Annotated in this window: 21 protein-coding genes and 2 pseudogenes; all 23 read right to left on the bottom strand. The window is 64.4% G+C overall.

What is annotated here, in order from left to right:
* Nucleotide 1 precedes the first annotated feature (1 nt).
* A complete protein-coding gene (locus ACVWYI_RS15475; protein WP_456662501.1) occupies nucleotides 2-1639 on the bottom strand; it encodes an FGGY-family carbohydrate kinase in 1638 nt (545 codons plus the stop codon).
* A gap of 37 nt (nucleotides 1640-1676) precedes the next feature.
* The gene (locus tag ACVWYI_RS15470; RefSeq protein WP_456662500.1) at nucleotides 1677-2450 is read right to left on the bottom strand and encodes an SDR family NAD(P)-dependent oxidoreductase; all 774 of its coding nucleotides are present in this window, start codon (nucleotides 2448-2450) and stop codon (nucleotides 1677-1679) included.
* A 41-nt stretch (nucleotides 2451-2491) separates the two neighbouring features.
* Nucleotides 2492-3499, bottom strand: coding sequence for an ABC transporter ATP-binding protein (locus tag ACVWYI_RS15465; protein ID WP_247350112.1), 1008 nt, complete (start codon nucleotides 3497-3499; stop codon nucleotides 2492-2494).
* Between the two features lie 16 nt (nucleotides 3500-3515).
* Nucleotides 3516-4346 carry a carbohydrate ABC transporter permease gene (locus tag ACVWYI_RS15460; RefSeq protein ID WP_456662499.1) on the bottom strand — a complete coding sequence of 277 codons (831 nt, stop codon included), beginning with the start codon at nucleotides 4344-4346 and terminating at the stop codon, nucleotides 3516-3518.
* Nucleotides 4347-4349: 3 nt separating this feature from the next.
* Nucleotides 4350-5222 carry a carbohydrate ABC transporter permease gene (locus ACVWYI_RS15455; RefSeq protein WP_354044324.1) on the bottom strand — a complete coding sequence of 291 codons (873 nt, stop codon included), beginning with the start codon at nucleotides 5220-5222 and terminating at the stop codon, nucleotides 4350-4352.
* Between the two features lie 91 nt (nucleotides 5223-5313).
* On the bottom strand, nucleotides 5314-6627 hold the full coding sequence (locus ACVWYI_RS15450) for an ABC transporter substrate-binding protein (RefSeq protein WP_456662498.1): 1314 nt from the start codon (nucleotides 6625-6627) through the stop codon (nucleotides 5314-5316).
* 350 nt (nucleotides 6628-6977) lie between these two features.
* The gene (locus tag ACVWYI_RS15445; protein WP_456662497.1) at nucleotides 6978-7928 is read right to left on the bottom strand and encodes a sugar-binding transcriptional regulator; all 951 of its coding nucleotides are present in this window, start codon (nucleotides 7926-7928) and stop codon (nucleotides 6978-6980) included.
* A gap of 8 nt (nucleotides 7929-7936) precedes the next feature.
* Nucleotides 7937-8602 (bottom strand): HAD family hydrolase, encoded by a 666-nt coding sequence (locus tag ACVWYI_RS15440; RefSeq protein WP_456662496.1) that lies wholly within the window; start codon nucleotides 8600-8602, stop codon nucleotides 7937-7939.
* 114 nt (nucleotides 8603-8716) lie between these two features.
* A pseudogene (mmsB, locus tag ACVWYI_RS15435) lies at nucleotides 8717-9909 on the bottom strand (multiple monosaccharide ABC transporter permease).
* A complete protein-coding gene (gene mmsA / locus ACVWYI_RS15430; protein ID WP_456662495.1) occupies nucleotides 9906-11483 on the bottom strand; it encodes a multiple monosaccharide ABC transporter ATP-binding protein in 1578 nt (525 codons plus the stop codon). Before mmsA ends, mmsB begins: the two are co-directional and overlap by 4 nt.
* 230 nt (nucleotides 11484-11713) lie before the next feature.
* Entirely contained in the window at nucleotides 11714-12787 is a 1074-nt protein-coding gene (gene chvE / locus ACVWYI_RS15425; protein WP_247350094.1) for a multiple monosaccharide ABC transporter substrate-binding protein, read from the bottom strand.
* A gap of 72 nt (nucleotides 12788-12859) precedes the next feature.
* The gene (locus tag ACVWYI_RS15420) at nucleotides 12860-13738 is read right to left on the bottom strand and encodes an SMP-30/gluconolactonase/LRE family protein (RefSeq protein WP_247350272.1); all 879 of its coding nucleotides are present in this window, start codon (nucleotides 13736-13738) and stop codon (nucleotides 12860-12862) included.
* The gene (locus tag ACVWYI_RS15415; RefSeq protein ID WP_456662494.1) at nucleotides 13738-14814 is read right to left on the bottom strand and encodes an aldose epimerase family protein; all 1077 of its coding nucleotides are present in this window, start codon (nucleotides 14812-14814) and stop codon (nucleotides 13738-13740) included. The genes ACVWYI_RS15420 and ACVWYI_RS15415 overlap by 1 nt, the downstream gene beginning before the upstream one ends.
* 2 nt (nucleotides 14815-14816) lie before the next feature.
* The gene (locus ACVWYI_RS15410; protein ID WP_456662493.1) at nucleotides 14817-15743 is read right to left on the bottom strand and encodes a Gfo/Idh/MocA family protein; all 927 of its coding nucleotides are present in this window, start codon (nucleotides 15741-15743) and stop codon (nucleotides 14817-14819) included.
* Nucleotides 15740-16516 carry a FadR/GntR family transcriptional regulator gene (locus ACVWYI_RS15405; protein ID WP_456662492.1) on the bottom strand — a complete coding sequence of 259 codons (777 nt, stop codon included), beginning with the start codon at nucleotides 16514-16516 and terminating at the stop codon, nucleotides 15740-15742. Before ACVWYI_RS15405 ends, ACVWYI_RS15410 begins: the two co-directional genes overlap by 4 nt.
* Nucleotides 16513-17494: pseudogene (gene yjfF, locus ACVWYI_RS15400) on the bottom strand (galactofuranose ABC transporter, permease protein YjfF). The gene ACVWYI_RS15405 and the pseudogene yjfF overlap by 4 nt, the downstream one beginning before the upstream one ends.
* Entirely contained in the window at nucleotides 17491-18483 is a 993-nt protein-coding gene (locus ACVWYI_RS15395) for an ABC transporter permease (protein ID WP_247350086.1), read from the bottom strand. The pseudogene yjfF and the gene ACVWYI_RS15395 overlap by 4 nt, the downstream one beginning before the upstream one ends.
* Nucleotides 18480-20024: a sugar ABC transporter ATP-binding protein gene (locus ACVWYI_RS15390; protein ID WP_456662491.1), complete on the bottom strand. Its 1545-nt coding sequence runs from the start codon at nucleotides 20022-20024 to the stop codon at nucleotides 18480-18482. The genes ACVWYI_RS15395 and ACVWYI_RS15390 overlap by 4 nt, the downstream gene beginning before the upstream one ends.
* A 121-nt stretch (nucleotides 20025-20145) precedes the next feature.
* On the bottom strand, nucleotides 20146-21111 hold the full coding sequence (gene ytfQ / locus ACVWYI_RS15385; protein WP_354105796.1) for a galactofuranose ABC transporter, galactofuranose-binding protein YtfQ: 966 nt from the start codon (nucleotides 21109-21111) through the stop codon (nucleotides 20146-20148).
* Between the two features lie 380 nt (nucleotides 21112-21491).
* On the bottom strand, nucleotides 21492-22664 hold the full coding sequence (locus ACVWYI_RS15380; RefSeq protein WP_354105795.1) for a fumarylacetoacetate hydrolase family protein: 1173 nt from the start codon (nucleotides 22662-22664) through the stop codon (nucleotides 21492-21494).
* 111 nt (nucleotides 22665-22775) lie between these two features.
* On the bottom strand, nucleotides 22776-23753 hold the full coding sequence (locus tag ACVWYI_RS15375) for a HEAT repeat domain-containing protein (RefSeq protein WP_456662490.1): 978 nt from the start codon (nucleotides 23751-23753) through the stop codon (nucleotides 22776-22778).
* Between the two features lie 2 nt (nucleotides 23754-23755).
* Nucleotides 23756-23989 carry a 4Fe-4S dicluster domain-containing protein gene (locus tag ACVWYI_RS15370; protein WP_008141081.1) on the bottom strand — a complete coding sequence of 78 codons (234 nt, stop codon included), beginning with the start codon at nucleotides 23987-23989 and terminating at the stop codon, nucleotides 23756-23758.
* Nucleotides 23990-24017: 28 nt separating this feature from the next.
* Nucleotides 24018-25760: a fumarate reductase/succinate dehydrogenase flavoprotein subunit gene (locus ACVWYI_RS15365; protein WP_456662489.1), complete on the bottom strand. Its 1743-nt coding sequence runs from the start codon at nucleotides 25758-25760 to the stop codon at nucleotides 24018-24020.
* Nucleotides 25761-25766 lie beyond the last annotated feature (6 nt).

The raw sequence follows: 25766 nt of genomic DNA, 5'->3' as shown, positions 1-25766 counted from the left end.
CTCAACCTCTGGCCATCGCGGCACGGCTGCCGCGATCGACCTCGCGCAGCAGCTTGTAGACCTCGCGCTTGCCGACGTGAAAGGCGGCGATATCGGACGCGGTCGGCTCGCTCTTCCGTCCCAGCGCCGACATTTTGGCCATGGTCTCGCCGATCGAGGCATAGGCGCCGCCGGCCACCGCGCCGAGCATCGCGGCGCCGAGCAGCACCGGTTCTTTGGTCTGCGGCAGCGCGACCGTGAGGCCGGTGGTGTCCGCCATGATCTGCCGCACCAGCGGGCTACGGCTCGCTCCTCCGCCCATGATCATGATGCTGGAGCGAACGCCATGCGCGGCAAAGGCCTCGATCACCTCGGCAAGCCCATAGGCGAGCCCGCACAGGCCGGCGACGAACAGCCGTTCCATCGAGGCGATATCGGTATCGAGATCGAGGCCTGCGATCACCGCGCGCGTGTCAGGATCGGCGTAGGGCGAGCGGTTGCCGATGAACTCGGGAAGGACATGGACGTCGCGGGCCAGCAGCGCGGCGCGGCTGGCGCCGCCTGCGCGTGCGATGATGCGGCGCTCGAGGAACTCGATGAGGTCGACGCCCTCACTGCGCGCCGCCGCGCTCGCTTCGGCAAAGCCGGGATGCGATTTGAGGAGATGATCGATCGCCGCGCCCGCAGCCGACTGACCGCCTTCGTTGAGCCAGAAGTTCGGCACCATGCCGGAATAGTAAGGACCCCAGACGCCAGGCACGAAGCACGGCTCCTTGGTCGTCGCCATGATGCAGGCCGACGTGCCCATGATATAGGCGAGGCGGTCGCTGACATCGGTCGCGCCGTCCGAGTCATCACGACCGCCGATCGCGCCGATGCCGCCGGCATGCGCATCGATCAGGGACGCACCGACCGGTGTGCCCACAGCCAGGCCGAGGTCAGCTGCGGCAGTGCGGGTGAGACCTGCACCCAGGCGCGTACCGGGGGCGACGATCTCGGTCCCAATCCGGGCATATTTCTCGGCCACGAAATCCGAGAGGCCGATGCGCTGAAAGAACGGCGCGCTCCAGCCGCCGCCATCATGCGCGAGGTAGTTCCATTTGCAGGTGACGGTGCAGGTCGAGCGCTGCAGCGAGCCGGTCGCGCGCCAGGTCAGGTAATCCGCCAGATCGAAGAAGTGACCGGCGGCATCGAAGCTCGCGCGCATGTGCCGCTTCAGCCACAGCAGTTTCGGTATCTCCATCTCGGGTGAGATCGAGCCGCCGACGTAACGCAGCACGGCGTCCTCGGTCTGGTTGATCACGCGCGCCTCGGCCGTAGCGCGATGGTCCATCCAGACGATGACGTTGCGTTGCCTGTCGCCGGAGGCGCTGACCGTGACCGGCTCGCCCCTGGAATCGAGCACCACAAGGGAACAGGTGGCGTCGAAGCCGATGCCGCCGACGCTGTCGGGCGCGATTGCAGCTTCCGCCATCGCGGCCCGCACCGATGCCGTGCAAGCGTCCCAGATGTCCCGGGACGACTGTTCGACGATGTCGCCGGCCTCGTGCCATATCCTGATCGGATGCCGTGCGATCGCCAGCAAGGTGCCGGCCTCGTCAAACACCCCTGCCCGCGTGCTCGTGGTCCCTACATCGACGCCGATATACGCTCGCGGCATTGTCGCTCCCGGTCGCTTCGTCAATTTTGACGCAAGCCTACCAGCAAGTGTAGCCGCCATCCACCAGCACGATGCTGCCGGTCATCAGGCTCGCGGCCTCGGAAGCAAGGAACAGCACCACGGAGGCGATCTCCTCGACCTGCCCCATCCGCGCCATCGGGGTTCCACCGATCCAGGCATCGTACATTCTCGGATTGCTCTTCACGAAGGCGTTGAGGGGCGTCTCGATATAGGTCGGCGCCACCGCGTTGACGCGGACTCCGCGCGCGCCCCATTCGGCGGCCAGCGATTTGGTGAGATGGTGTACCCCTGCCTTGGAAGCATTGTAGAAGCACTGCTCCTGCGGTTTGTTGACGATGAAACCCGACATCGAGCCGATATTGACGATGGCGCCGCGCTTGGCGTTGAGCATGTGCCTGCCGAACTCGCGGCAGCACCAGAAGGTGCCGTTGAGATTGACGTCGATCACATTGAGCCAGTGCTCGTCGGTCACGGTCTCCGCCGGCGTCTCGCTGCGGGCAATGCCGGCATTGTTGACCAGGATGTCGACGTTGCCATAGCGGGCGACGAGATCGCTCGCGACCTCCGCCACGCGCTTGGTGTCGGTGACGTCCATGATCGCCGTCTCCGCGTCGTAGCCCTTCGCCTTCAGGCTCTCTTTCGCGCTGTCGGCGACCTTGCTGTCGCGATCGCCGATGACGACCCTGGCGCCGGCTTCAGCCAGCGCCTCGGCGCAGGCGAACCCGATGCCCTGCCCGCCACCCGTGATGAACGCGGTCTTGCCAGTCAGCTTGAATTTTTCCAGGTACATGGTGGTATTTCCGTTTCTTTGCCGTTTCTTGCGGTCTCTTGTCAGCCTCGAATGGCGTTGCCGCTCGCGTCGAAGCGATGGATGCGTGCGGGGTCCGGCACCAGCGACACGTGGTCGCCGGCGTGCAGGCTCAATTCACCGATGTAGCGCGCCGTCAGCATCCCGAGCTCACCGGCATCGACATAGAGGAAGGTGTCGCTGCCGAGATGCTCGGCGACCGCGATCGTGCCCTGCCAGCCGCCGGTGCCGTCGCGTTCGATCTTGAGATGCTCCGGCCTTACGCCGATCGTTGCTGCGCCCTTCTGCAAGGCGTGCCCGCCGGTGACGAAGTTCATCTTGGGCGAGCCGATGAAGCCGGCGACGAAGAGGTTGGCCGGCTTCTCGTAGAGATCCAGCGGCGAGCCATATTGCTCGATCTTGCCGCCGTTGAGCACCACGATCTTGTCGGCCATGGTCATGGCTTCGACCTGGTCGTGGGTGACATAGATCGCGGTGGTGCCGAGCTGCTTCTGGAGCCGCGTCACCTCGATGCGCATTTGCACGCGCAGCGCCGCATCAAGGTTGGACAGCGGCTCGTCGAACAGAAACGCCTTTGGCTCGCGGACGATGGCGCGCCCGATCGCGACGCGCTGGCGCTGGCCGCCGGAGAGCTCGCGCGGCTTGCGGTCAAGATAAGGCGTGAGGTTCAGCGTCGCGGCGGCAGCCTCGACCTTGCGATTGGTTTCGTCCTTGGAGAGACCTGCCATCTTCAGGCCGAAGCCGATATTGCCGCGCACGCTCATATGCGGATAGAGCGCATAGGATTGGAACACCATGGAAAGCCCACGCTTGGCGGGCGGCGTGTCGACGACGTTCTTGCCGTCGATCAGAATCTTGCCGCCAGAGACGTCCTCGAGCCCGGCGATCAGCCGCAGCAGCGTGGTCTTGCCGCAGCCCGAGGGACCTACGAAAACTACGAAGGAGCCGTCGGCAATCTCGAGGTCCGCGCCCTTGATGATATGCACGGGGCCGAAGGATTTTTGCACGTCCTGAAGTGTGATCTGACCCATGATCCGGCAGCCCTTCTTACTTTACCGCGCCAAAGGTGAGCCCGCGCACGAGCTGCTTCTGGCTGAACCAACCGAGGACGAGAATGGGCGCGATCGCCAGCGTCGAGGCCGCCGACAGCTTTGCCCAGAACAGCCCTTCCGGGCTCGAATAAGACGCGATGAACGTGGTAAGCGGCGCCGCGTTCGAGGTCGACAGATTGAGCGTCCAGAACGCCTCGTTCCAGGCCAGGATCAAATTGAGCAGCATGGTCGATGCGAGCCCTGGGATCGCCATCGGCGTCAGGACATAGATCAGCTCGCGGCCTATTGTTGCGCCGTCCATGCGCGCGGCTTCGAGGATGTCGCGCGGGATCTCCTTGAAATAGGTGAACAGCATCCAGATCACGATCGGCAGATTGCCGAGGCACAGGATGAAGACGAGGCCGATGCGGGAATCGAGCAAGCCGAAGGTCTTGTAGATCAGGTAGATCGGAACCAGCACGCCGACCGGCGGCATCATCTTGGTCGAGAGCATCCAGAGCAGGATGTCCTTGGTGCGCTTGGTCGGCGAGAACGCCATCGACCAGGCCGCGGGGATCGCTATCAAAAGCGCAATGAGGGTCGAGCCGCCGGCGATGATGATCGAGTTCAGCGCGTGGTGAAAATAGTCGCTGCGCTCCTGCACGGTCGCGTAGTTCTCGGTGGTCCAGTGGAAGAACAGGAAGGATGGTGGAATCGCGAAGGCCTCAAGTTCGGTCTTGAAGCTCGCCAGCACCATCCAGAGGATCGGGAAGAAGATCAGGAACCCGAAGAACCACGCCCCGATCGTCGAGACCACCACCCGCCGCCTCGTCGCCACACGCGCCATGTCTCATGCCTCCAGATTGCGGCCGACGATGCGGACCAGGAAGAAGGCAACGACATTGGCGATCACCACAGCGACGAGGCCGCCCGCCGAGGCGGTGCCGACATCGTACTGGATCAGTGCCTGCGAATAGATCAGGAAGGCGATGTTGGTGGTCGACAGTCCCGGGCCGCCTCCCGTGGTGACGTAAATTTCAGCAAAGACGGTGAGCAGGAAGATCGTCTCGATCAGGATCACCACCGTGATGGGACGCGCGAGGTGCGGCAACGTGATATAGATGAAGGTCGAGACCGCGCTGGCGCCGTCCATTTCGGCGGCTTCCTTCTGCTCCTCGTCGAGCGACTGCATCGCAGTGAGCAAAATCAGCGTCGCGAACGGCAGCCATTGCCAGGACACGATCAGGATCACCGCAAACAGCGGCGCGTCGGTAAACCAGTCGATCGGCGTCAACCCGAACATCGAGGCGATCCAGGCAAACAGCCCGGATACCGGATGCATCAGCAGGTTCTTCCAGACCAGCGCGCTCACCGTGGGCATCACGAAGAACGGCGCGATCACCATCAGCCGCACGATGTTAAGGCCGATCACGGGCTGGTCGAGCAGCAGCGCCAGCGGAATTCCGAGCAGGACGGTCAGCGCCAGCACCGAGCCGACCAGCACCAGCGTATTCTGGAGCGATGCGAGGAACGCGGGATCGGTGAGGAAGTAGCGGAAGTTTTCCAGCCCGACGAATGATTCCGAGCCGGGATCGAGCAGACTGTAGTGCAGCGTCGAGAAATAGAGCGTCAGCGCAAGCGGGACGATCATCCAGATGAACAGCAGCCCGACCGCAGGCGTCAGGAGCGTCCGTGCGAGAAGCTGCGTCTGCCGGGTTGCCATTCTTGGCTTCTCCGCTTGCGGGAAGAAGGCGGCCATCCATCCCTAGCGGGTGGATGGCCGCAAGTCTGAGCTCAGGAGGGAGAGCTCGGGTTCACTTGATGTAACCGGCCCGCTTCATCTCGCGCTCGGTTGCGGACTGCGCGGCGGCGAGCGCGGCATCGACCGTCATCGAGCCCGCAAGCGCGGCCGAGAACTGCTGGCCGACCTGCGTGCCGATGCCCTGGAATTCGGGGATCGCCGCATATTGCACGCCGACGTAAGGCACCGGCTTCACGGTCGGCTTGTTCGGATCGGCCGCATCGATCGAGGCCAGCGTCAGCTTGGCGAATGGGGCGACCTTCAGATAATCCGGGTTCTGGTAGAGCGAGGTCCGCGTGCCCGGCGGCACATTTGCCCAGCCTTCCTTCGCGGCGACGGTCTTGGTATAGTCCTTGCTCGTCGCCCAGGCGATGAACTTCTCGGCCGCTTCCGTCTTCTTGGAGCCCGCGGGGATCGCGAGATTCCAGGCCCACAGCCAGTTGGCGTTCTTGCCCAGGCCCGTGTTGGGCGCGAGCGCGAAGCCGACCTTGTCGGCGACCTTGGAGTCCTTCGGGTTGGTGACGAAGGACGCCGCGACCGTGGCGTCGATCCACATCGCGCACTTGCCGGCATTGAACAGCGCGAGGTTCTCGTTGAAGCCGTTCGAGCTCGCACCGGGAGGGCCGGCCTGCTTCATCAGGTCGACATAGGTCGACAGCGTCGCCTTCCATTCCGGGGTGTTGAACTGCGGCTGCCACTTCTCGTCGAACCAGCGCGCGCCGTAGGAATTGGCCATGGCGGAGAGGAACGCCATGTTCTCGCCCCAGCCGGCCTTGCCGCGCAGGCAGATGCCATAGACGCCGGCGCTCTTGTCAGTGAGCTTCTTGGCGGCGTCGATGACGAAATCCCAGGTCGGCTTTTCCGGCATCTTCAGGCCGGCCTTGTCGAACAGGTCGGTGCGGTACATCACCATCGAGCTCTCGCCGTAGAACGGTGCGGCATAGAGCTTGCCATCGACGGAGACGGCATCCTTGATCTTGGGCAGGAGGTCGGCGACGTCGTAATCGGCGCCGAGATTGGCGAGCGGCACCAGCCAGCCCTTCTTGGCCCAAATCGGCACCTCATAAGTGCCGATGGTGAGCACGTCGAACTGGCCGCCCTTGGTGGCGATGTCGGTGGTGACGCGCTGGCGCAGCACGTTCTCCTCAAGCGTCACCCATTTCACGGTGATGTCGGGGTTCTTCTTGGTGAATTCAGCCGTCAAACCCTGCATGCGGATCATGTCGCCGTTGTTCACGGTGGCGATCGTCAGGGTCGTTTCGGCCATCGCGGGGACGGCCAGCAACAGGCAAGACGCGCCGCAGACGGCGCCAAGGACGTGTTTCACGGGTGACCTCCCTAGGATCGCGCTTTTGAGCATATGCCCACGCGTTGGGCGTATGCTCAACCGAGAGCGGACCGTTGTCAAGCAGGCGCGAGGGCGTTCGCGCAACTTATGAGTGCTGCGGTGCGGGAGATGGTGTCGTGTGCCGCGAGTGGGGTGGCCGTTGCTCGAGCCGAGCGCACGCAACTTGCTCCACGTCCCCCGCTTCCGGGAGAAGTCGTATCGCATCGAAGATGCGATACGGGTGAAGGCTTTCTCCTCTTGGGCAGTCTTGCCAGCGGAGAGACCCTCTCCCCAGCCCTCTCCCGCAAGCGGGAGAGGGAGAGCAGCGGCGCTGTCGCGCTAGCTCTGCCTCAGCGCTCGATAATTGCCCTTGCGGTCGTCTCGTCGGTAATGAGCCCGTTGATCAACCGCCCGTTCAGCGCCGCCGCGATCGCCGCCACCTTGGCCGCACCGACTGCGGCGCCGATCGTCGTGGTTTTTGCCGGCACTTCCGGCGGAATGCTGGTCAAGCGTTTGTTGGTGCCGGCTTTGAGCAGGCGGCCCTTAGAATCATAGGCCCAGCCGGTGATTTCGCCGATCGCCCCTTGCCGCATCATCTCGAACAATTCGTCGCGGGTGACGAAGCCGTCGACGTGGACCTGCGCCTTCTGGTCCATCTGGCCGATGCCGACGAGGCGCAAATCCGCCTTGATCGCGACCGCCTTTACCTTGGCGATGGGCTCGATCCGCACCATCTTGTTGCGCTCGTCCTCGGACGACATCAGGAACGGCAGCGGCATCGGATAGTGCCGCGCGCCGGTGCGATCGGCGAGCCGGCCGACAGTATCGTAGAAGCTCGCAGAACCGTCGGCGGAGATGTTGCCGACCAGCGAGACGATCTGGTGGTTGGGCCGGTCGATCGGCGTGACGCGCTCGACCGCGGCGCGCACCGCCCGGCCCGTGCCGAGCGCGACGATGACGGGCGTCTCCGAACGCAGCGTGGCATCGAGCAGATTGGCGCAGCGTTCGGCAATGCCCGCTGTGGCCTGCGGCGCCGCCGGATCGGCCGGCACCACATCGCAATGAACGAGATCAAACCGTTCCTTCAGCCGCGCCGCAAGTTCCATGCAGGCTGCGATGGGATGTTCGAGCCGGAAGGTAATGAGCCGCTCGGCGAGACACAGCGAGACCAGCCGCTGCGCCGACGCGCGCGAGACCTGGAGCATTTTTGCGATTTCGTCCTGGGTGTGACCGGCAATGAAATAGAGCCAGCCGGCGCGTGCGGCGTCATCGAGCCTGGACTTTTCGTTCTCAGCGGCCATGGCGGGCGTCAGGCGTCCTTCCAGAAATCGATCATGCGCGCGAACACCCGGTCGGCCCCCGCACCCGACAATATAGCCTGCCCGTCGCGGCCGCGATAATGGCTGCCGCCGACAAATCCCCAGACGGTCATGCCGGCCGCCTTTCCCGCCTGCACGCCGCTGGCGCTGTCCTCGATCACCAGCGTGCGCGCGGGCTCCGCACCCATCTTCGCCGCCGCGTGGAGAAACAGATCGGGCGCCGGCTTGCCGTGCCTGACCATCTGCGCGGTGTAGATCCGGTCGCCGAAATGCGCCCGCAGGCCGGTGACGTCAAGAGACAACGAGACGCGGTCGATGTCACTGGACGACGCCACGCAAAACGGCGCGCGCAAATCGGAGATCACATCGGCGACGCCGGGAATTGGTTGAAGCGCACCCGCGAACGTCGTCAGTACATGCGACTTCAAGCGTGGCAGAAAGCCCTCCGGCACGACCTGTCCGAGATCCCGATAATGCTGCTCGACCGCCTTGGTGCTGCGCCCGAGGAAGAGTTCGAGCGCCTGCTCTACGCTGAGTGCGATGCCGCATTCGGCCAGCACGTCGGACAAGCAGCGACAGCTCACCAACTCGCTGTCGACCAGTACGCCGTCGCAGTCGAAGATGATCAGATCGGGTTTTGGCCGGCCCTGGTCCATCCGGCCATTCGATCATATACCCAACTCTTGGGCAATAGCTCAGCAACGGGCGACCCTCCGCAGGCAATGCCGCGGCAGGAAACCGTAGCCCGGGCTCCATCCGGCTGCGCGGCGTCACCTGCGCTGATTATACACGTCGATGCACACCGCCCCGAGCAGGACCAGGCCCTTGATGACCTGCTGGTAGTCGATGCCAATGCCGAGGATGGACATGCCGTTGTTCATCACGCCCATGATCATGGCGCCGACCACGGCGCCGCCGACGCGGCCGACACCGCCATAGGCCGACGCGCCGCCGATGAAGCAGGCGGCGATGACGTCGAGCTCGAAGCCGAGACCGGCCTTGGGCGTTGCGGTGTTGAGGCGCGCGGCGAAGACGAGGCCGGCGAGCGCGGCGAGCACGCCCATGTTGACGAAGGTGAGGAAGGTCAACCGTTCCGTCTTGATGCCCGACAGCTTTGTGCGGCTTTCGCATTGCCGCCGACCGCGTAGACCTGCCGACCGATCACGGTGCGGCGGGTGACGAAGCCGTAGAGCGCGATCAACGCGGTCATGATGACCAGCACGTTCGGCAGGCCGCGATGCGAGGCGATCAGATAGGTGAAGTAGAGCACGGCGCAGGCCAGAAGAATGCTCTTGCCGAGGAAGAACGCGTAAGGCTCGACCTCGATGCCGTGCAACTGCTCGCGCGAGCGACCCTTGGCGCTGGCGTAGACGAGGCCGAGCGCGAGCACGGCACCGATCAGCATGGACGTCGGATGCAGCGTGCCGGCCTCGGGCAGCATCTCCGGAATGAAGCCCGACGACAATTTCTGGAAGGTCGCCGGAAACGGTCCGAGCGACTGGCCCTGCAACACCGCGAGCGCAAGTCCCTTGAACACCAACATGCCGGCCAGCGTCACGATGAAGGACGGGATCTTGAAATAGGCCACCCAATAGCCCTGCGCCGCGCCGATCGCCGCGCCCAACAGCAGGCAGGCGATGAAGGCGAGCGTGTAGTCGATCTTGTACGTCACCATCAGCACGGCGGCCACCGCGCCGACGAAGCCCGCGACCGAGCCGACCGAGAGGTCGATATGGCCGGTAACGATCACCAGCAGCATGCCGAGCGCCATGATGACGATGTAGCTGTTTTGGAGCACTAGATTGGTCAGGTTGAGCGGCTGCAGCAGCGTGCCGCCGGTCATGACCTGGAAGAACAGCATGATCGCGACCAGCGACATCAGCATGCCGTAATTGCGCAAATTGTTCTTGATGAAGCTGCCGTGCCGGCGCTCCTCGGGCAGCGATACCGTCTTGTCGGTCATGGCTGCGATCCTCCCATCTCCGCGCCCGCAAGGACGCTGCTTCCATAATTTCTATCGTTCCGCATGATGGCGCGCATGATCTTTTCCTGCGTCGCTTCAGTGCCCGGGAACTCGCCGACGAAGGCGCCGTCGTTCATGACACAGATGCGGTCGCAGATGCCGAGGAGCTCGGGCATCTCCGAGGAGATCACCACCACGCCGCGGCCGGCTTCCGCAAGCTCGTTGATGATACAGTAGATCTCGTATTTGGCACCGACGTCGATGCCCCGCGTCGGCTCGTCCAGGATCAAGACCTTGGGGTCCGTCATCAGCCATTTCGACAGCACGACCTTCTGCTGGTTGCCGCCGGAGAGCTGGCCGGTCTCCTGGTAGACGTCCGAGCAGCGGATGCGCATCCGGTTGCGGTAGTCGCTGGCGACCTTCAGCTCGGCGATGTCGTCGATCACCCGGCGAGGCGCGACCTGGTCGAGGCTTGCGAGCGTGATGTTCTTGCGAACGTCGTCGGCGAGGATCAGCCCAAGCTGCTTGCGGTCCTCGGTGACATAGGCAAGACCCGCGTCGATCGCAGCCGCGACGTTCGGCAGCACGATCTCATGGCCCTCGAGCCGGATGCGACCGCTGATGGTAGTGCCCCAGGACCGACCGAACAGGCTCATGGCGAATTCGGTGCGGCCGGCGCCCATCAATCCGGCAATGCCGACGACCTCGCCGCGCTTCACGCTGAAATCGATGTTCTTGATCACCTGCCGCTCGGGATGGATGGGATGGTAGACCGACCAGTTCTCGACGGTGAGAACGGGCTCGCCGATCTTTGCGCTACGCTCCGGAAAGCGGTGGGCGAGATCGCGGTTGACCATGCTGCGGATGATGCGGTCTTCCTGGATCGGCTCGGCGCGGCAGTCGATGCCGTCGACGGTGCGGCCGTCGCGCAGCACGGTGATGTGGTCGGCGACGCGGGCGACTTCGTTCAGCTTGTGCGAGATCAGGATCGAGCCGATGCCCTGTTCGCGGAAGGCCACGAGACGTTCGAGCAGCGCGGCGCTGTCAGCCTCGTTGAGGCTGGCGGTGGGCTCGTCCAGGATCAGCATCCGCACCCGCTTGGACAGGGCCTTCGCAATTTCGACGAGTTGCTGCTTGCCGACGCCGAGATCGGTGATCAGCGTATCCGGCGATTCCTTGAGGCCAACCTGCGCGAGGAGTTCCCGCGTGCGCCGATACACCTCGTCGCGATCGACGACGCCGAGTCTTGAAGGCGGATGCGAAAGGAAGATGTTTTCGGCAATCGACATCAGCGGGATCAGCGCCAGCTCCTGATGGATGATGATGATGCCGAGCGCCTCGGAATCGTTGATGTCGCGAAAGCGCCGCTCCTCGCCGTCGAAGACGATGGTGCCCTCGTAACTGCCGGCCGGATACACGCCGCTGAGCACCTTCATCAACGTCGACTTGCCGGCACCATTCTCGCCGACGAGGGCGTGGATCTGCCCGGCGTCAACCGAGAAGTTGACGTCGCGCAGCGCTTGCACGCCGGAAAAGCTCTTGCTGACGTTGCGCATCTCCAGCATTGCGGCCATCGTCGTTGTCCCTTGTTCAACCTCTCCCCATCTTGCGGGGATGATATCGCGGCATCCACATCGTCATTGCGAGCGCAGCGAAGCAATCCAGACTCTCTCCGCGGCGGAAGACTGGATTGCTTCGCTGCGCTCGCAATGACGGAGTGCATAGCAATCACTGCCCGTAGGGAGATGGCCCCTCACCCCGCCCTCTCCCCGCGAGAGCGGGGCGAGGGCGAAGGAGAAAAGTCTTACTGGAATTGCGACTTCTTGTAGTAGCCGCTGTCGATCAGGACCTTCTCCCAATTGTCCTTATAGACCACGACCGGCTTGAGCAGGTAGGACGGCACGGTCTTGGCGCCGTTCTCGTAGGTCTTGGTGTCGTTGACGGTGACCTGCTTGCCGGCAAGCGCGGCGTCGACCATGTCGGCGGTCACCTTGGCGAGATCGCGGGTGTCCTTGAAGATGGTCGAATACTGGTCGCCGCGCAGCATCGCCTTGATCGATGGCACCTCGGCATCCTGGCCCGAGATGACAGGCATCGGCTGGCCGGCACTGCCATAACCGACACCCTTCAGCGAAGAGATGATGCCGATCGACAGGCCGTCATACGGCGACAACACCGCGTTGACCTTCTTGTTGCCGTAGTAGGCGCTGAGCAGATTGTCCATGCGAGCCTGCGCGGTGGCGCCGTCCCAGCGCAAGGTCGCGACCTTGTCCATGCCCATCTGGCCCGAAGCCACGACGAGCTTGCCGCTGTCGATGTACGGCTTCAGCACGCTCATCGCGCCGTTGTAGAAGAAGTAGGCATTGTTGTCGTCGGGCGAGCCGCCGAACAGCTCGATGTTGAACGGACCCTTGCCATCCTTGAGGCCGAGGCCCTGCACGATCGACTCGGCCTGGAGCACGCCGACCTGGAAATTGTCGAAGGTCGCATAGTAATCGACGTTCGGCGTGCCGCGGATCAGGCGGTCATAGGCGATCACGGTGATGCCCTTGGCCTTGGCCTGCTTGAGCACGTCGGAGAGCGTGGTGCCGTCGATCGCGGCGATCACCAGCGCCTTGGCGCCCTTGGTCACCATGTTTTCGACCTGCGAGAGCTGGTTCGGAATGTCGTCCTCGGCATATTGCAGGTCGGTGTTGTAGCCGCGTTCCTTCAGCACCTTGACCATGTTGTTGCCATCGTCGATCCAGCGCGCCGACGATTTGGTCGGCATGGCGATGCCGACCGTTGCTTTGTCCTGGGCTGAGGCGGTGACGCCCGCGGCCATCGTCGCGGCGCCGGCCAGCGCCAGCGCGAGGAATGTCGTCTTCAGTTTCAGCATGTTTCACTCCCTTATGGTGTCAGACTGTTTCTTGGCTTCGTCGAGAACGTGCGATGAGCTGCTTCGGGCCTCCTATGCGAGCTTGACGTCCGGCTCCGCGCGACCATGCGCGGAGGCCTCCAACAGAAAGGTGCAGCCGGCCTGCGGATCGGCGGCGCGCGCCGCCGCGTCCATGTCCTGCCACGCCGAGGTGACGAGAATGCGCGATAAATCAGGGCCGACGAAAGCGGGGCAGCTTGCCTGCTTGGCCGGCACGCTGATTGAGCGCAGGCGCTCGCCCTGCGGCGAGTAGACATCGATGCGGCTTGCGCCCCAGCACGCGTTCCAGATCTGGCCATCTGCGTCGCACACCGAGCCGTCGAGGCCGCCGATGCCGGTATGGCGCAGCAGCACCTCGGGCTCGCCGCGCGGCAGGCCGGTCGCGGGATTGAGCGGCACGGAATAGAGCACGGCGCGTGCGGTGTCGGTGAAGTAGCCTGTGGCGCCATCGGGCGAGAAACAGATCGAGTTGGGAATGCTGATACCGGGAAACAGCGTCGATATCTTGCCGCGATGGAACGCATAGATCGCGCCAGCCCCTCGCTCGGCCTTGCGGCCCATGGTGCCGATCCAGAACGTGCCGGATTGGTGCACGCGGCAATCATTGGAGCGCGTCGCGGGATTGTCGGCTTCGAGCGGGCAGAGCAGCGCCATCGCACCGTCGGCGAGCTTGCGGATGTAGAGTCCATCTTCCGCAACGATCAGCTGGCGCTCGGCATCGATGCGCCCGAGCGCGCTCGCCATCCGGCCGAGCGCATGGACGCGAATGCTGCCACGGCCGAGCTGCGCCTCGAACAGCCGCCCCTCGCGGATGTCGAACCACCAGGCCGTGTCGGTGGTCGCGTCATAGGTCGGTCCCTCGCCGAGATGGCAGGGATCGTCCGAGAGGACAGACGTCGGCACCTGCTCCATCATGGCGACCTCACCGCAAAGCGATAGACGGTATGATGGCGATAGACCCCGCCTGGATCGAGGCGCGGGCTTGGAAAATCCGGCCGGTTCGGTGAATTGGGCCACATGTGCGGCTCCAGGCACATCGCGTCCGACTGGCGATACAGCTTGCCGCCCTTCCCCGAGATCGTGCCGTCGAGATAGTTGCCGGAATAGACCTGAAGGCCGGGCTGATCGGTGAGCAGATCCATGATCCGCCCCGAGCGCGGCGCCTCCAGCCGCGCCGCGAGCGCAAGCTTGCCATCGCGGCCAAGACAGTAGGTATGGTCGTAGCCCTTGCCGTTCTGTAATTGCCGATCGCTCTCGCGGATGCGCGCGCCGACGGCCTGGGCGCCGCGGAAGTCGAACGGTGTGCCGGCAACGCTGCGCGGCGGCTCAGGAAGCGGAATGGCGGTGGGATCGATCGCCAGGAAATGTTCGGCGGCGACCGTCAGCTTGTGATCGAGAACGGGTGTGCCTGACGTCGCGCCTTCCAGATTGAAGAAGCTGTGATTGGTCAGGTTGACGATGGTCGGCCGGTCGGTCCGCGCCTCCATGGTGAGCGACAGCTCGCTCGGGCCGGTGACGCGATAGGTCAGGCGGACGTCGAGCCGGCCGGGATAGTTTTCCTCGCCATGCGGGCTCGTGTAGGTCAGCGTCACCGCCGACTCGGAGCCGTCGTCGATCTCCGCAATCTCCCAGAGCTTGCGGTCGAATCCGTCGAGGCCGCCATGCAACGCGTTCGGACCGTTGTTGACGGGAAGCTGCACCGTCTCGCCGTCCAGCGAAAATTGTCCGTTGGCGATGCGGTTGGCATAGCGGCCCACGGTGGCGCCAAAAAACTTCCGCTCGGCGAGATAGCCGGCGAACGCATCGTGACCCAGCACGACGTCGTCATAGCCGCCCCTCGCGTCCGGCGCGATCAGAGCCTGAATCACCGCGCCGTGGGTGATGATGCGCGCTTCGAACCCACTCTCCCCGCGCAGCACGATGCGCTCCACGCTACGGCCGTCCGGCAGTGTTCCGAAGACGTCTTTTTCTATTTTTGCGCCAGCCATGTCTAATCCACAAATGGTTCGACGATATTGCGCCTGCCGAGCAGGAAGGCATCGGCGACGAGACGAAGCGGCGCCAGATCGACGTCGCGGGCACCTGTTGCGGCAAGCGTGACGAAGCGCCGGTACAGCTCCCGATATTCCTCATCGGGCGCCTCGGCAACGGTCTTGCCGTCGATCGCCATGATCCGGCCGCCGCGGGATAGCGTCATCCGGCCCTGGTCGGTTTCGACGAGGATATCCCAGCTCTGCGGCCCGGTCTGGCGGAAATCGAACTCGGCGGTAACTCGCAGGCCATCAATATCGGTCAGCGTCAGGTTCGCGGCGATCGGCGCCTGGCAATTGGCGGGGAAGGCGAGCTCGGCCGCGGTGACGAACACCGGCTTCGGCAGGATCCTGGTCAGGATCGACAGCGCATTGATGCCGGGATCGAACACCCCGAGCCCGCCGGGCTCCCAGATCCAGGCCTGCCCGGGATGCCAGACGCGGACGTCCTCTTTCCAGTTGATGTGCACGGAGGTGATCCGCCGCGCGGCGAGCCATTGCCGCGCCGGCTCGACGGCCGGTGCATGGCGCGAATGCCAGGTCGCAAACAGCGTGCGCTTCGCATCCGCCGCCATCGCGATCAAGGGATCGAGCTCGGCAACGCCGGTGCCGGGCGGCTTCTCCAGCATGACATGCTTGCCGGCGGCGAGTGCCAAGGCAGCCTGGGTGCGGCGCACCTGCGGCGGCGTGCACAGCGACACCGCATCGATCGGCGGCCCCCTCTCCAGCAAGTCCTCGATGGTGGCAAAGTGCGGCAGCCCCGGCAGCGAGGCGTTGCGGCTGGCAACGGCCGCGAGCGTCGCACCCGGCACCGCGGCGATCGCGCCGACATGCTGGTCCCGCGCGATCTTGCCGAAGCCGACGATGGCGATGCGAAGTTCAGTCACGATCTCTCTCCAGTGTCCGCGGACGGCAGCGCCTCGGCCGGTACAGTCTCGGTCACTGTACCCTCATGGCGGCGCATGCCGTTGTGAATGACGTAGACCATCGCCTCCGACGCAGTCGCGGCATCACCCGTCGCGATGGCATCGACGATCTTCTGATGCCAGAGCAGCACGGTGTCGCGGTCCTCCGGTTCGACAGGTGCGCTGAGCAGGAACGAGGCGCGCAAGGCGGCCTCGATGACGTGCCCGATCGAGCGCATGAACAGATTACCGGACGCACGCGCCACGGCGACATGAAGCGCGAGGTCGGCATCAGCAAAGCCGACGGAATCGGAAGCCTCATCCCGCATCCGCTCCATGCAGCGACGCAGCTCGACCAAGTCCTGCTCCGACCGCTGCGCCGCTGCCAGCACGGCCGCGCGCGGCTCGACCGCAAGGCGGATCTCGGCGAGGTCGTTGAGGAAGCGCTTGTCGATGCCGGCGTCCAGATGCCAGGCCAGCACGTCGGCGTCGAACATGTTCCAGGCGACGCGCTCGCGCACGACGGTGCCGACCCGCGCCTTGGTGGTGAGCAGGCCCTTGGCAACCAGCGTCTTCACGCTCTCGCGCAGCACTGGCCGGGACACGCCGAACATCGCGATCATCTCGGCATCGCCCGGAAGGCGCGTCCCTTCCGCGTAACGGCCGGCGATGATGTCGACGCCGATCGAGCGCGCCACTTCCGCGTGGTTAGAATGGGCCCGGCGCGTGGGGATGACGACGATGCGCGAGGTCATGAGACGGCTCCCGCGCGCTTCGCCACCGGCCGGCGCGCGAGCGCGACCCAGTCCTTGCTGCAAGGCGATGAAGGCGAACAGCAGCACGCCGGTCGCGATCTTAGTCCACCAGCTCGACAGCGTCCCGTCGAAATTGATGTAGGTCTGAATCATGCCCTGGATCAGCACGCCGAGGAAGGTACCGATCACCGAGCCCTGCCCGCCGGTGAGCAGCGTGCCGCCGATCACGACCGCCGCAATGCTGTCGAGCTCGACGCCGACGGCGGAAAGCGAGTATCCGGCGCTGGTGTAGAAGGAGAAGACGATGCCCGCGATGCCTGCCAGCAGGCTCGACAGCATGTAGATCTTCACCGTCATCCTGCCGACGGCAACGCCCATCAGGCTCGCGGCCTGCCGGCTGCCGCCGAGCGCATAGACGTTGGCGCCGAACCGGGTGAGACGCAGCAGCAATGCGCCGCCGATCACGATCGTAAGCATGATGATCGCGACCGCAGTCAGGCGCCCGCCGCCGGGTAGCCGCAGCGCGAAGTCCGACACGGTGGAATAGACCGGCGCGGTGATCGGCACCGATTCCGTCGAGAGCAGGAAGCTGGCGCCACGGGCCAGGAACATGCCGGCGAGCGTCACGATGAAAGGCGGCAGATCGAAAACGTGGATCATCGCGCCCATCGCCGCACCAAAGGCTCCCGAGAGTGCGAGGATGGCGACGAAGGCGACCAGGGGCGGAATGCCCCAGCGCTCGATCGCCAGCGCGACGAACACAGTGGTAAAGCCGATCACCGAGCCGACCGAGAGATCGATGCCGCCGGAGATGATGACGAAGGTCATGCCGGTCGCGACGATGCCGAGGAAGGCGTTATCGGTGAGGAGATTGCCGACCACACGGGTCGAGGCGATGTTGGGGAATTGCACCGCGCAGAGCGCGAATCCCGCGACGAGCACCATGGTGGTGATGAGGACGGGCGGCAGGCCTTTCACGCTTTGGCCCTCCGCAGCCGCGCCACGACACCGGCAACGCCGGACAGTTTCGGTGATTGCAGCAGAAGCACGGCGATCACCACCACTGCCTTGACCAGCAAATTGAACTCCGGCGGATATCCCGACAGCAAAATGCCGGTGTTCATGGTCTGGATGATCAGTGCACCTAACACAGCAAGAATTAGGCTGAAGCGGCCGCCGAACAGCGAGGTCCCACCGATCACGACGGCCAGGATCGCGTCGAGCTCGAGCCAGAGGCCAGCATTGTTGGCATCGGCGCCCATGATGTCGGCAGCCGCGATCACGCCGGCGAGCGCAGCACAGACGCCGCACCAGACATAGACCGCTAAAATCATGGCGCGCGTGCCGACGCCGGCGAGTTCGCTCGCCCGCGCATTGCCGCCGGTTGCCTCGATCAGCAGTCCGAGCGCCGAGCCGCGCACCACCGCGCCGGTGAGGATCAGCATGCCCAACGCAATCGCGACTGGCACCGGCACGCCGAGAATGGCGCCATTGCCCAGCCAGACCAGATCGGGCGAGGAGAAGGTCACGATGCGACCCTCGGTGATGAGCTGCGCGATGCCGCGTCCCGCCACCATCAGGATCAACGTCGCGACGATCGGCTGCATGCCAAGCACCGCGACGAGAAATCCGTTCCACAAGCCGCAGATCAAGCCCGCGCCGAGCGCGGCTGCCAGCACCACGGCCAGACTGTGGCTGTCGGCGAGGCTCGCCGCGATTGCGCCCGAGATAGCCATGATCGCGCCGACTGACAGATCGATGCCGCGCGTCGCGATCACCAGCACCATGCCGAGCGAGAGCAGCGCCACCGGCGTGCCGCGGTTGAGCACGTCGATCAGGCTGCCGAAGAGACGGCCGTCCTGGAGACGCAGATCGAAGAATTGCGGCGACACCACACGATCGACCGCCAGGATAACGATTAGCGCAAGGATCTGGGCAAGGCCGCGGCGCGGCAACAGCGCTGTCATGCCCGGCCCTCTTGCGCGACACTGCCGCCATCGGCGGCGATGGCGGCGAGAATGCTGCCGACGTCAATCGCCTCCCCCGCGAGCTCTTCGACATGGGCGCGATCGCGCAGCACCACCACACGATCGGAATAGGTCACGATCTCGTCGAGCTCGGAGGAGATCACCAGCAGCGCCAGCCCGTCGTCGCAGAGCTCGCGGATCAGGCGGATGATCTCGGCGTGCGCGCCGACGTCGATGCCGCGGGTCGGCTCGTCCAGCACGAGCAGCCGCGGCGAGGTTGCGAGCCAGCGAGCCAGCAGCACTTTTTGCTGATTGCCGCCAGATAGCAGCCCGACGGGACGCTCCGGATCGGGCGGGCGGATGTCGAGCATCTTGACGTAACGGCTTGCGATCTCGTCCTGCTCGCGGCGCGACAGCGGCCGATGCAGGCCGCGCTTGGCCTGGAGCGCGAGCACGATGTTCTCGCGCACGGTGAGCTCGGCGACGATGCCGTCGGTCTTGCGCTCTTCCGGGCAATAACCAAAGCCGTGGCGCACGCCATCGCGCGGCGACTGAAGCCGGACAGGCACGCCTTCGACTCTCGCCTGCCCGCGATCGGCGCGCTCGGCGCCGAACACCAGCCGCGCCGTCTCGGTTCGGCCGGAGCCAAGCAGACCGGCGAGGCCGACGACCTCGCCGTGGCGCAGCTCGAGATTGAACGGCGCGACGTAGCCGGCCTTGCCGTAATTCTCGAAGCTCGCACAGACGTCACGCGTCTTCTGCGCGCCTGCTGATGCCCGGGTGCTGGTGGTCTCCGCAAGCTCGCGGCCGAGCATCATCCGGATCAGCTCGAGCCGCGACAGAGACGCGGTCTCGCGCTCGCCGACCAGGCGGCCGTTGCGCAAGACTGTGATGCGATCGGAAATCTCGTAGACCTGGTCGAGGAAATGGCTGACGAAAACAATCCCGATACCGCGCCCGGCGAGCTGGCGCATGATGCGAAAGAGGATCTCGACCTCGTGGCGGTCGAGGCTCGCGGTCGGCTCGTCCAGGATCAGCACGCGCGCCGAGAGATCGACGGCGCGCGCGATCGCGGTGACGTGCTGCACGGCGACGGAATAGCTGCCGAGCGGCGCCGATACATCGATATCGAGACCGAAATCCGCGAGCAATGTCTTCGCGCGGCGTCGCATCTCGCCTTCGCGCACGACGCCGAAGCGCATCGGCTGACGATCGAGGAACAGGTTCTGCGCCACCGAGAGGTTCGGCAGCAAATTGACCTCCTGGTAGACGGTGGCAATGCCGGCCTGAAGTGCGGCCTTCGCCGAACGCGGCGCGACCTCTTCGCCACTGATCCTGACGATACCAGCATCGCGCGGGAACACGCCGGTAATCACTTTGATCAGCGTGGATTTGCCGGCGCCGTTTTCACCGAGCAGCGCATGGATCTCGCCGGCGCGAAGCGTGAAGTCGGCCTCCTGCAACGCATGCACAGCACCAAAACTTTTGCTGATCCCGCGCACCTCCAGCAGGAACGCAGCAGGATCCGAGCTGTTCTCCATCGTGACGTCACTCCCGCCGGCGCCCGCTGATGATGCGGACACCCAGCCCATCCGTTCGCGCAGCAGTTTCGAAGCGGGCCGCCGGACTGCCGAAACACGGCCGTCCGGCGACGCACTCGCCTCAATAACCGAGGCCCTTCTTGCTGTCGTAGATCTTCTGCGGATCGTCGGTGGGCGTGTAGAGCTTCGAGTCGGTCTGGATCCATTTCGGCGGAACCGTGCCCTTGTCCTTGAACGCCGCTATGGCATCGAGGGCGGGGCCCGCCATGTTCGGCGTCAGCTCGACCGTGGCATTGGCTTCGCCTGCGACCATCGCCTTGAAGATGTCGGGGACCGCGTCGATCGAGACGGTGAGGATGTCCTTGCCGGGCTTGAGGCCCGCTTCCTTCATCGCCTGGATGGCGCCGACCATCATGTCGTCGTTGTGCGCATAGACCGCGCAGATCGACTTGCCGCCGCCTTCGGCCTTGATGAAGCTTTCCATCACTTCCTTGCCCTTGGCGCGGGTGAAGTCACCGGTCTGGCTGCGCACCACCTTCAGGTTCGCATGCTTGGCGATAGCGGTGTCAAAACCCTTCTTGCGATTGGCGGCCACGCTGGCGCCGACGGTGCCCTGCAATTCGACGATGTTGCAGGCCTTGGCCCCGACGGTCTTCGCCAGCCAGTCGCCGGCGACCTCGCCTTCGTGCACGCTGTCGGAGGTCACGGCGGTGAGATAGAGCTCCTTGCCGGAGGGATCGATGTCGCGGTCGAGCAGCACGACCGGGATCTTGGCCTCCTTCGCTTCCTTCAGCACCGAGTCCCAGCCGGTCGAGACGACAGGCGCGAGGAAGATCGCATCAACGTTCTGCGCGATGAAGGAGCGGATCGCCTTGATCTGGTTCTCCTGCTTCTGCTGCGCGTCGGCGATCTTGAGATTGACCTTGCGCTTGGTAGCCTCCTGCTTGGAGACCGAGGTCTCGGCCGCGCGCCAGCCGGATTCCGATCCGATCTGCGAGAAGCCGATGGTGAGCTCGGCGGCATTCGCCGGCAACGCGAGCAGCAACGCGGCGGTCGCGCTGGCCGCAAAGAGGGCTTTGAAGGTCATCAGGCGTGTCTCCCAAAATGTTATCCGGGCGCGCCGATTGGTAGCATGGCACCCGCAGACCGCCCTTGGAGGCGGCGGGAGGGACTATTTCACGGAAGTTTGGTTCCGACTAGTCATATTATCTGACTATTTGCGCTGAACACGGCAGTCGGCGGGAGGGCCATCGTATGACACGCCCAGCGCGATTTTGTTCCGCGGATGCAACGGAAAGATGAAGAATGTGTGCGGCCCATCCTTAGAGACGCCCGCTGTTTGCGGGCTCCTCAGGATAAGGTTCATGTTGGCAGCTAAATCCTGAACCTCATGGTGAGGAGCGCCGCTTACGGCGCGTCTCGAACCAAGAGGCCCCGCCAGTGAGGCGAGGTGAAACGAAGCCGGCGCTAGATCAGCTTCCGCTGCGCCAGGTTCTTCATCAGCGCACCGATGCCAAAGGTCCAGGGCTCGCACTCGTCGCTGGTCCGCATGCGGTTGACGAGCTTGCCGAGCTGGGGCGCCGCGATCGTGACGATGTCATCGCGCTTGTGGGTGAACCCCTGCCCCGGTGCATCGCGATCCTTGACCGGCGCGAACATCGTGCCGAGGAACAGTACGAAGCCATCAGGGTATTGATGCACCTTGCCGATCGTTTGCTCGACCAGGTCGGTGGGATCGCGGCTGATCATGCTGATCGAGGAGTGGCCGTCGAGGACAAAACCGTCCGCCCCTTTCACGTTCAGGCTGATCTCCAGCTTGCGCGCGTCGTCGAGCGAAAAACTGTCGTCGAACAGACGCAGCAGCGGGCCGATCGCGCAGGAGGCGTTGTTGTCCTTGGCCTTAGACAACAGCAGCGCCGAGCGGCCCTCGAAGTCGCGCAGATTGACATCGTTGCCAAGCGCGCCGCCGACGATCTTGCCGCGGCTGGAGACGAACAGCACCAGCTCCGGCTCCGGATTGTTCCAGGTCGATTTCGGATGCAGCCCGGCATCCATGCCGGTGCCAACCGAGGACAAGGTCGGCGCCTTGGTGAAAACCTCTGCATCGGGGCCGATGCCGACTTCGAGGTATTGGCTCCAGGCGTTCTGGTCGATCAGCACCTGCTTCAGGTGTATCGCCTGATCCGAGCCCGGCTTGAGTTTTGACAGATCATCGCCGATCAGCCGCGTCACTTCTTTGCGGATCGCTTCCGCCGAGGCCGGATTGCCTTTCGCCCGCTCCTCGATCACGCGCTCCAGCATCGAGATGGCGAAGGTGACGCCGGCCGCCTTCAGGGTCTGGAGATCGACCGGCGCGAGCAGCCACGGCTTTTTCGAATCGCGCTGATCCGGCGCCGTGTTGGCGACGATGGCATCGAGATCGCCGATGCGCTCACCCCTGGTCGCGGCAAGCGCCTTGGCCGGCTCGTCCTCTTCGCAGAGCGCGCTGATGGTCGGGAATTTCGCGGTGACGTCGAAGACACCGTCGCCGCGCACGGCGACCACGGCCGGGCCATTCGCCTGCGGCAGCCAGACGCGGCCGACAAGCGTTCCCCGCGTGCCGTCCTCGGGGAGAAGGTCCTTAACCGTCAATGTCGTCATGGGCGTGTCCTCGCTCTTTTCGGATCGGCCGCACTCGAAGAGGCCGATCACGTTGGCGAAGACCAATAAACGTCTGGGACGGGAAGTCCAGAGCGGCAGCCTGCCGCGCTTCTATGCTCCCGCCCGCGCCTTTCGGGCCGCGATCTGCTGGAGCGCCCAGCGCGCGTTCTTGCGCACGTCGGGATCGGCATCATCGGCGATGACGGCGAGGAACGCTTCGCCGTCGGGATGGGCGATCTCGCCGAGAGCCGCGGCCGCCTCTTTCCGCAAGTTCGCTTGCTCGTGATTGACGCAATTGCCGATCGGACGCACCGCGCGCTCGATCTTCATTCGGCCAAGACTGCGGATCGCCTTCAGCCGCACCTGCCAGAATTCGTCGCCGAGCGAAGCGACCAGTTGATCGGCGGCGATCGAACCGTTGAAGTTGAGACCCAGCGTCTCCGCCGCCATCTCGCGCACCATCCAGTCCGAATCCTTCAGCGCACGCGTGATCGTCTCGGCCGCCGGCTTCAGCTGCGAGAAGGCGAGCGCGCTGACGGCAGCGCGGCGCACATGCGCGTCGGGATCGTTGATCAGCGCGGTCAGCGCCGGAATTGATTCCTCCAGTTTGAGGAAACCGATCACACCGATCGCCTGCACACGCACGGCGGCGTCCGTATCCTGGAGCGCTTCCAGCGCCGGCTTCAGCGTGTCCTTGCAACGCAGCTCCTTGAGCGCACGCAACGCGCCCATGCGCACGAAGGCGTGGGCATGCTTGACCAGCGGCAGGATGATGTCGGCGCAGGCTGGATCCTTGAACTCGGCCATGCTGTCGGCCGCGGCGGCGGCGACGATCCTTTCGGGATCGACCAGCAGCTTCACGAGCGCACTGGCGGCCTCCGGCCCGTCGAACTCGCCGAGCGCCATCGCCACCTGCTGGCGCACGCCGGCATCGGGATCGGCGACCATGCTGTAGAGATGGCCGACCGCTGCGGGATCGCCGGAATGGCCGAGCGCGATGATCGCGACGCGGCGCTCGGCGGGATCTGCGGCCTGCAAACGCTCGTCGGCGTCTTCGAGGTCGTCGTAGGATTCGAATGGGCTCGACATGATCACCTCAACAGATAAGGAATGTTGACGGTGACGGCGCCGGTCGGGCAATCCGCCTCGCAGGGCATGCAGTACCAGCATTCGTCATAGGCCATGTAGGCCTTGCCGGTCATGTCGCTGATGCGCAGCACGTCGAGCGGGCAGACGTCGACGCACACGGTGCAGCCCTTGTCGGCGATGCATTTGGCGTCGTCAACGACCACCGGAACCGATGTCTGATAGGAAGCGAGAGGCATCGTATGTCTCCTGTTACTCGTGCGGGGGTCAGGCTGTCGCGCGAATGCGTTGCTTGTCGTAGAGATCCTTCTCGTCGTCGGCGATCGGCACGACGTAGGGCTCCACGGCACGCTTCTCGCTGGTCATCTTGTCGTTCTGCTTGGACAGCAGCGTGTGGCAGAACCAGTTCTCGTTGTCCTTCTCCGGGAAATCCGTGCGCCAATGATAGAGGCCCCAGCGACTTTCCTCGCGGTAGAGCGAGGCATGCACAGCCATGTCAGCGCAGTCCATGATTGATTGCACTTCGAGGGCGCGGAGCAGTTCATGCGCGTTGCGCGCGATCATGTGCTCCTGCATGTCCTCGCGTGCCTCGGCGAGGCGGCGCATTCCGAGCTCGTATTTGCGCGTGACTTTTGGCGGCTGGAGATAGTCGTTGACCAGGCGCCGGGTCTTGTACTCGATCTGGTTCGGCGGAATGCCATCCTCGCGCTTGGTCGGCGCCATCACGCGGTCGCGTTCCCTAGTGACATCGGCTGCATCGAACTCCGCAAAGTCGTGGTTCTCGGCAAACTCCATCGCGTCGATGCCGGCGACCGCCCCGTTGGTGAAGGCGCCCAGCATGTAGTTGTGCGGCACGCTCGCCATATCGCCCGCGGCATAGAGGCCGGGCACAGTGGTGCGCGCGTTGTCGTCGACGAACACGCCGGAGGCGCTGTGACCCGAGCAAAAACCGATCTCGGAGATGTGCATCTCGATCGACTCTTTGCGGTAGTCGATGCCGCGCCCCTGTTGGAATAGGCCGCGCGTCGGCCGCTCCACCTTGTGCAGCGTGGTTTCGATCTCCTCGATCGTGTTGGGATGCAGATGCTTGAGCTGGAGGAACACCGGGCCTTTGCCCGACAGGAGTTCATTGTAGAACTCCAGCATCATCTGGCCGGACCAATAGTCGCATTCGATGAAGCGCGATCCCTCGTTGTTGGCAGTGAAGGCGCCGAAAGGACCGGCGACATAGGCGCAGGCCGGCCCGTTATAGTCCTTGATCAGCGGATTGATCTGGTAGCATTCGAGGTTCGCGAGCGCGGCGCCGGCATGATAGGCCATCGCATAACCGTCGCCGGAATTGGCGGCGTTCTCGTAAGTGCCGAACATGTAACCGGAGGTCGGGAGACCGAGGCGACCGGCTGCGCCCATGCAGAGGATCACCGACTTGGCCTTGATCACCAGGATTTCGGCCGTGCGGGTGTTGACGCTGATCGCGCCGGCGATACGACCATCAGCGGACTTCAGCAGCCGCGTCGCCATGTAGCGGTTGGAGATCAGGATGCGAGCGCGGCGAAGCTGGCGATAGAGCGCCTTCTTCACGGTCTCGCCGTTCGGCATCGGCAGAACGTAGCTGCCGATATGATGCACCTTCTTGACGGCGTAATCGCCGTTCTCGTTCTTCAGGAAGCGAATGCCGAAACTGTCGAGCTCCTCGACGATCTTGTAACAGTTCTGCGCGTATTTATAGACCGCCTTTTGATCGACGATGCCGTCATTGGCGATGGTGATTTCCTTGGTGTACTGCTCGGGCGTCGCGTAGCCGGGGATGACGGCGTTGTTCAAGCCGTCCATGCCCATCGAGATCGCGCCGGAGCGCTTGACGTTGGCCTTTTCGAGCAGGACGACATTGGCCTTCGGATTCTTCAGCTTCGCCTTGAGCGCCGCCATCGGGCCGGCGGTGCCGCCGCCGATCACGAGCACGTCGCAGGAAACCTCCGAAAGTCCGTCGACGATCTGATCTAGTGCCATCGCTTG

It is taken from the genome of Bradyrhizobium sp. LB13.1, from assembly GCF_054056815.1.
The sequence above is the reverse complement of the archived record's forward strand: the minus strand, read 5'-3'. Positions and strand labels throughout refer to the sequence as shown.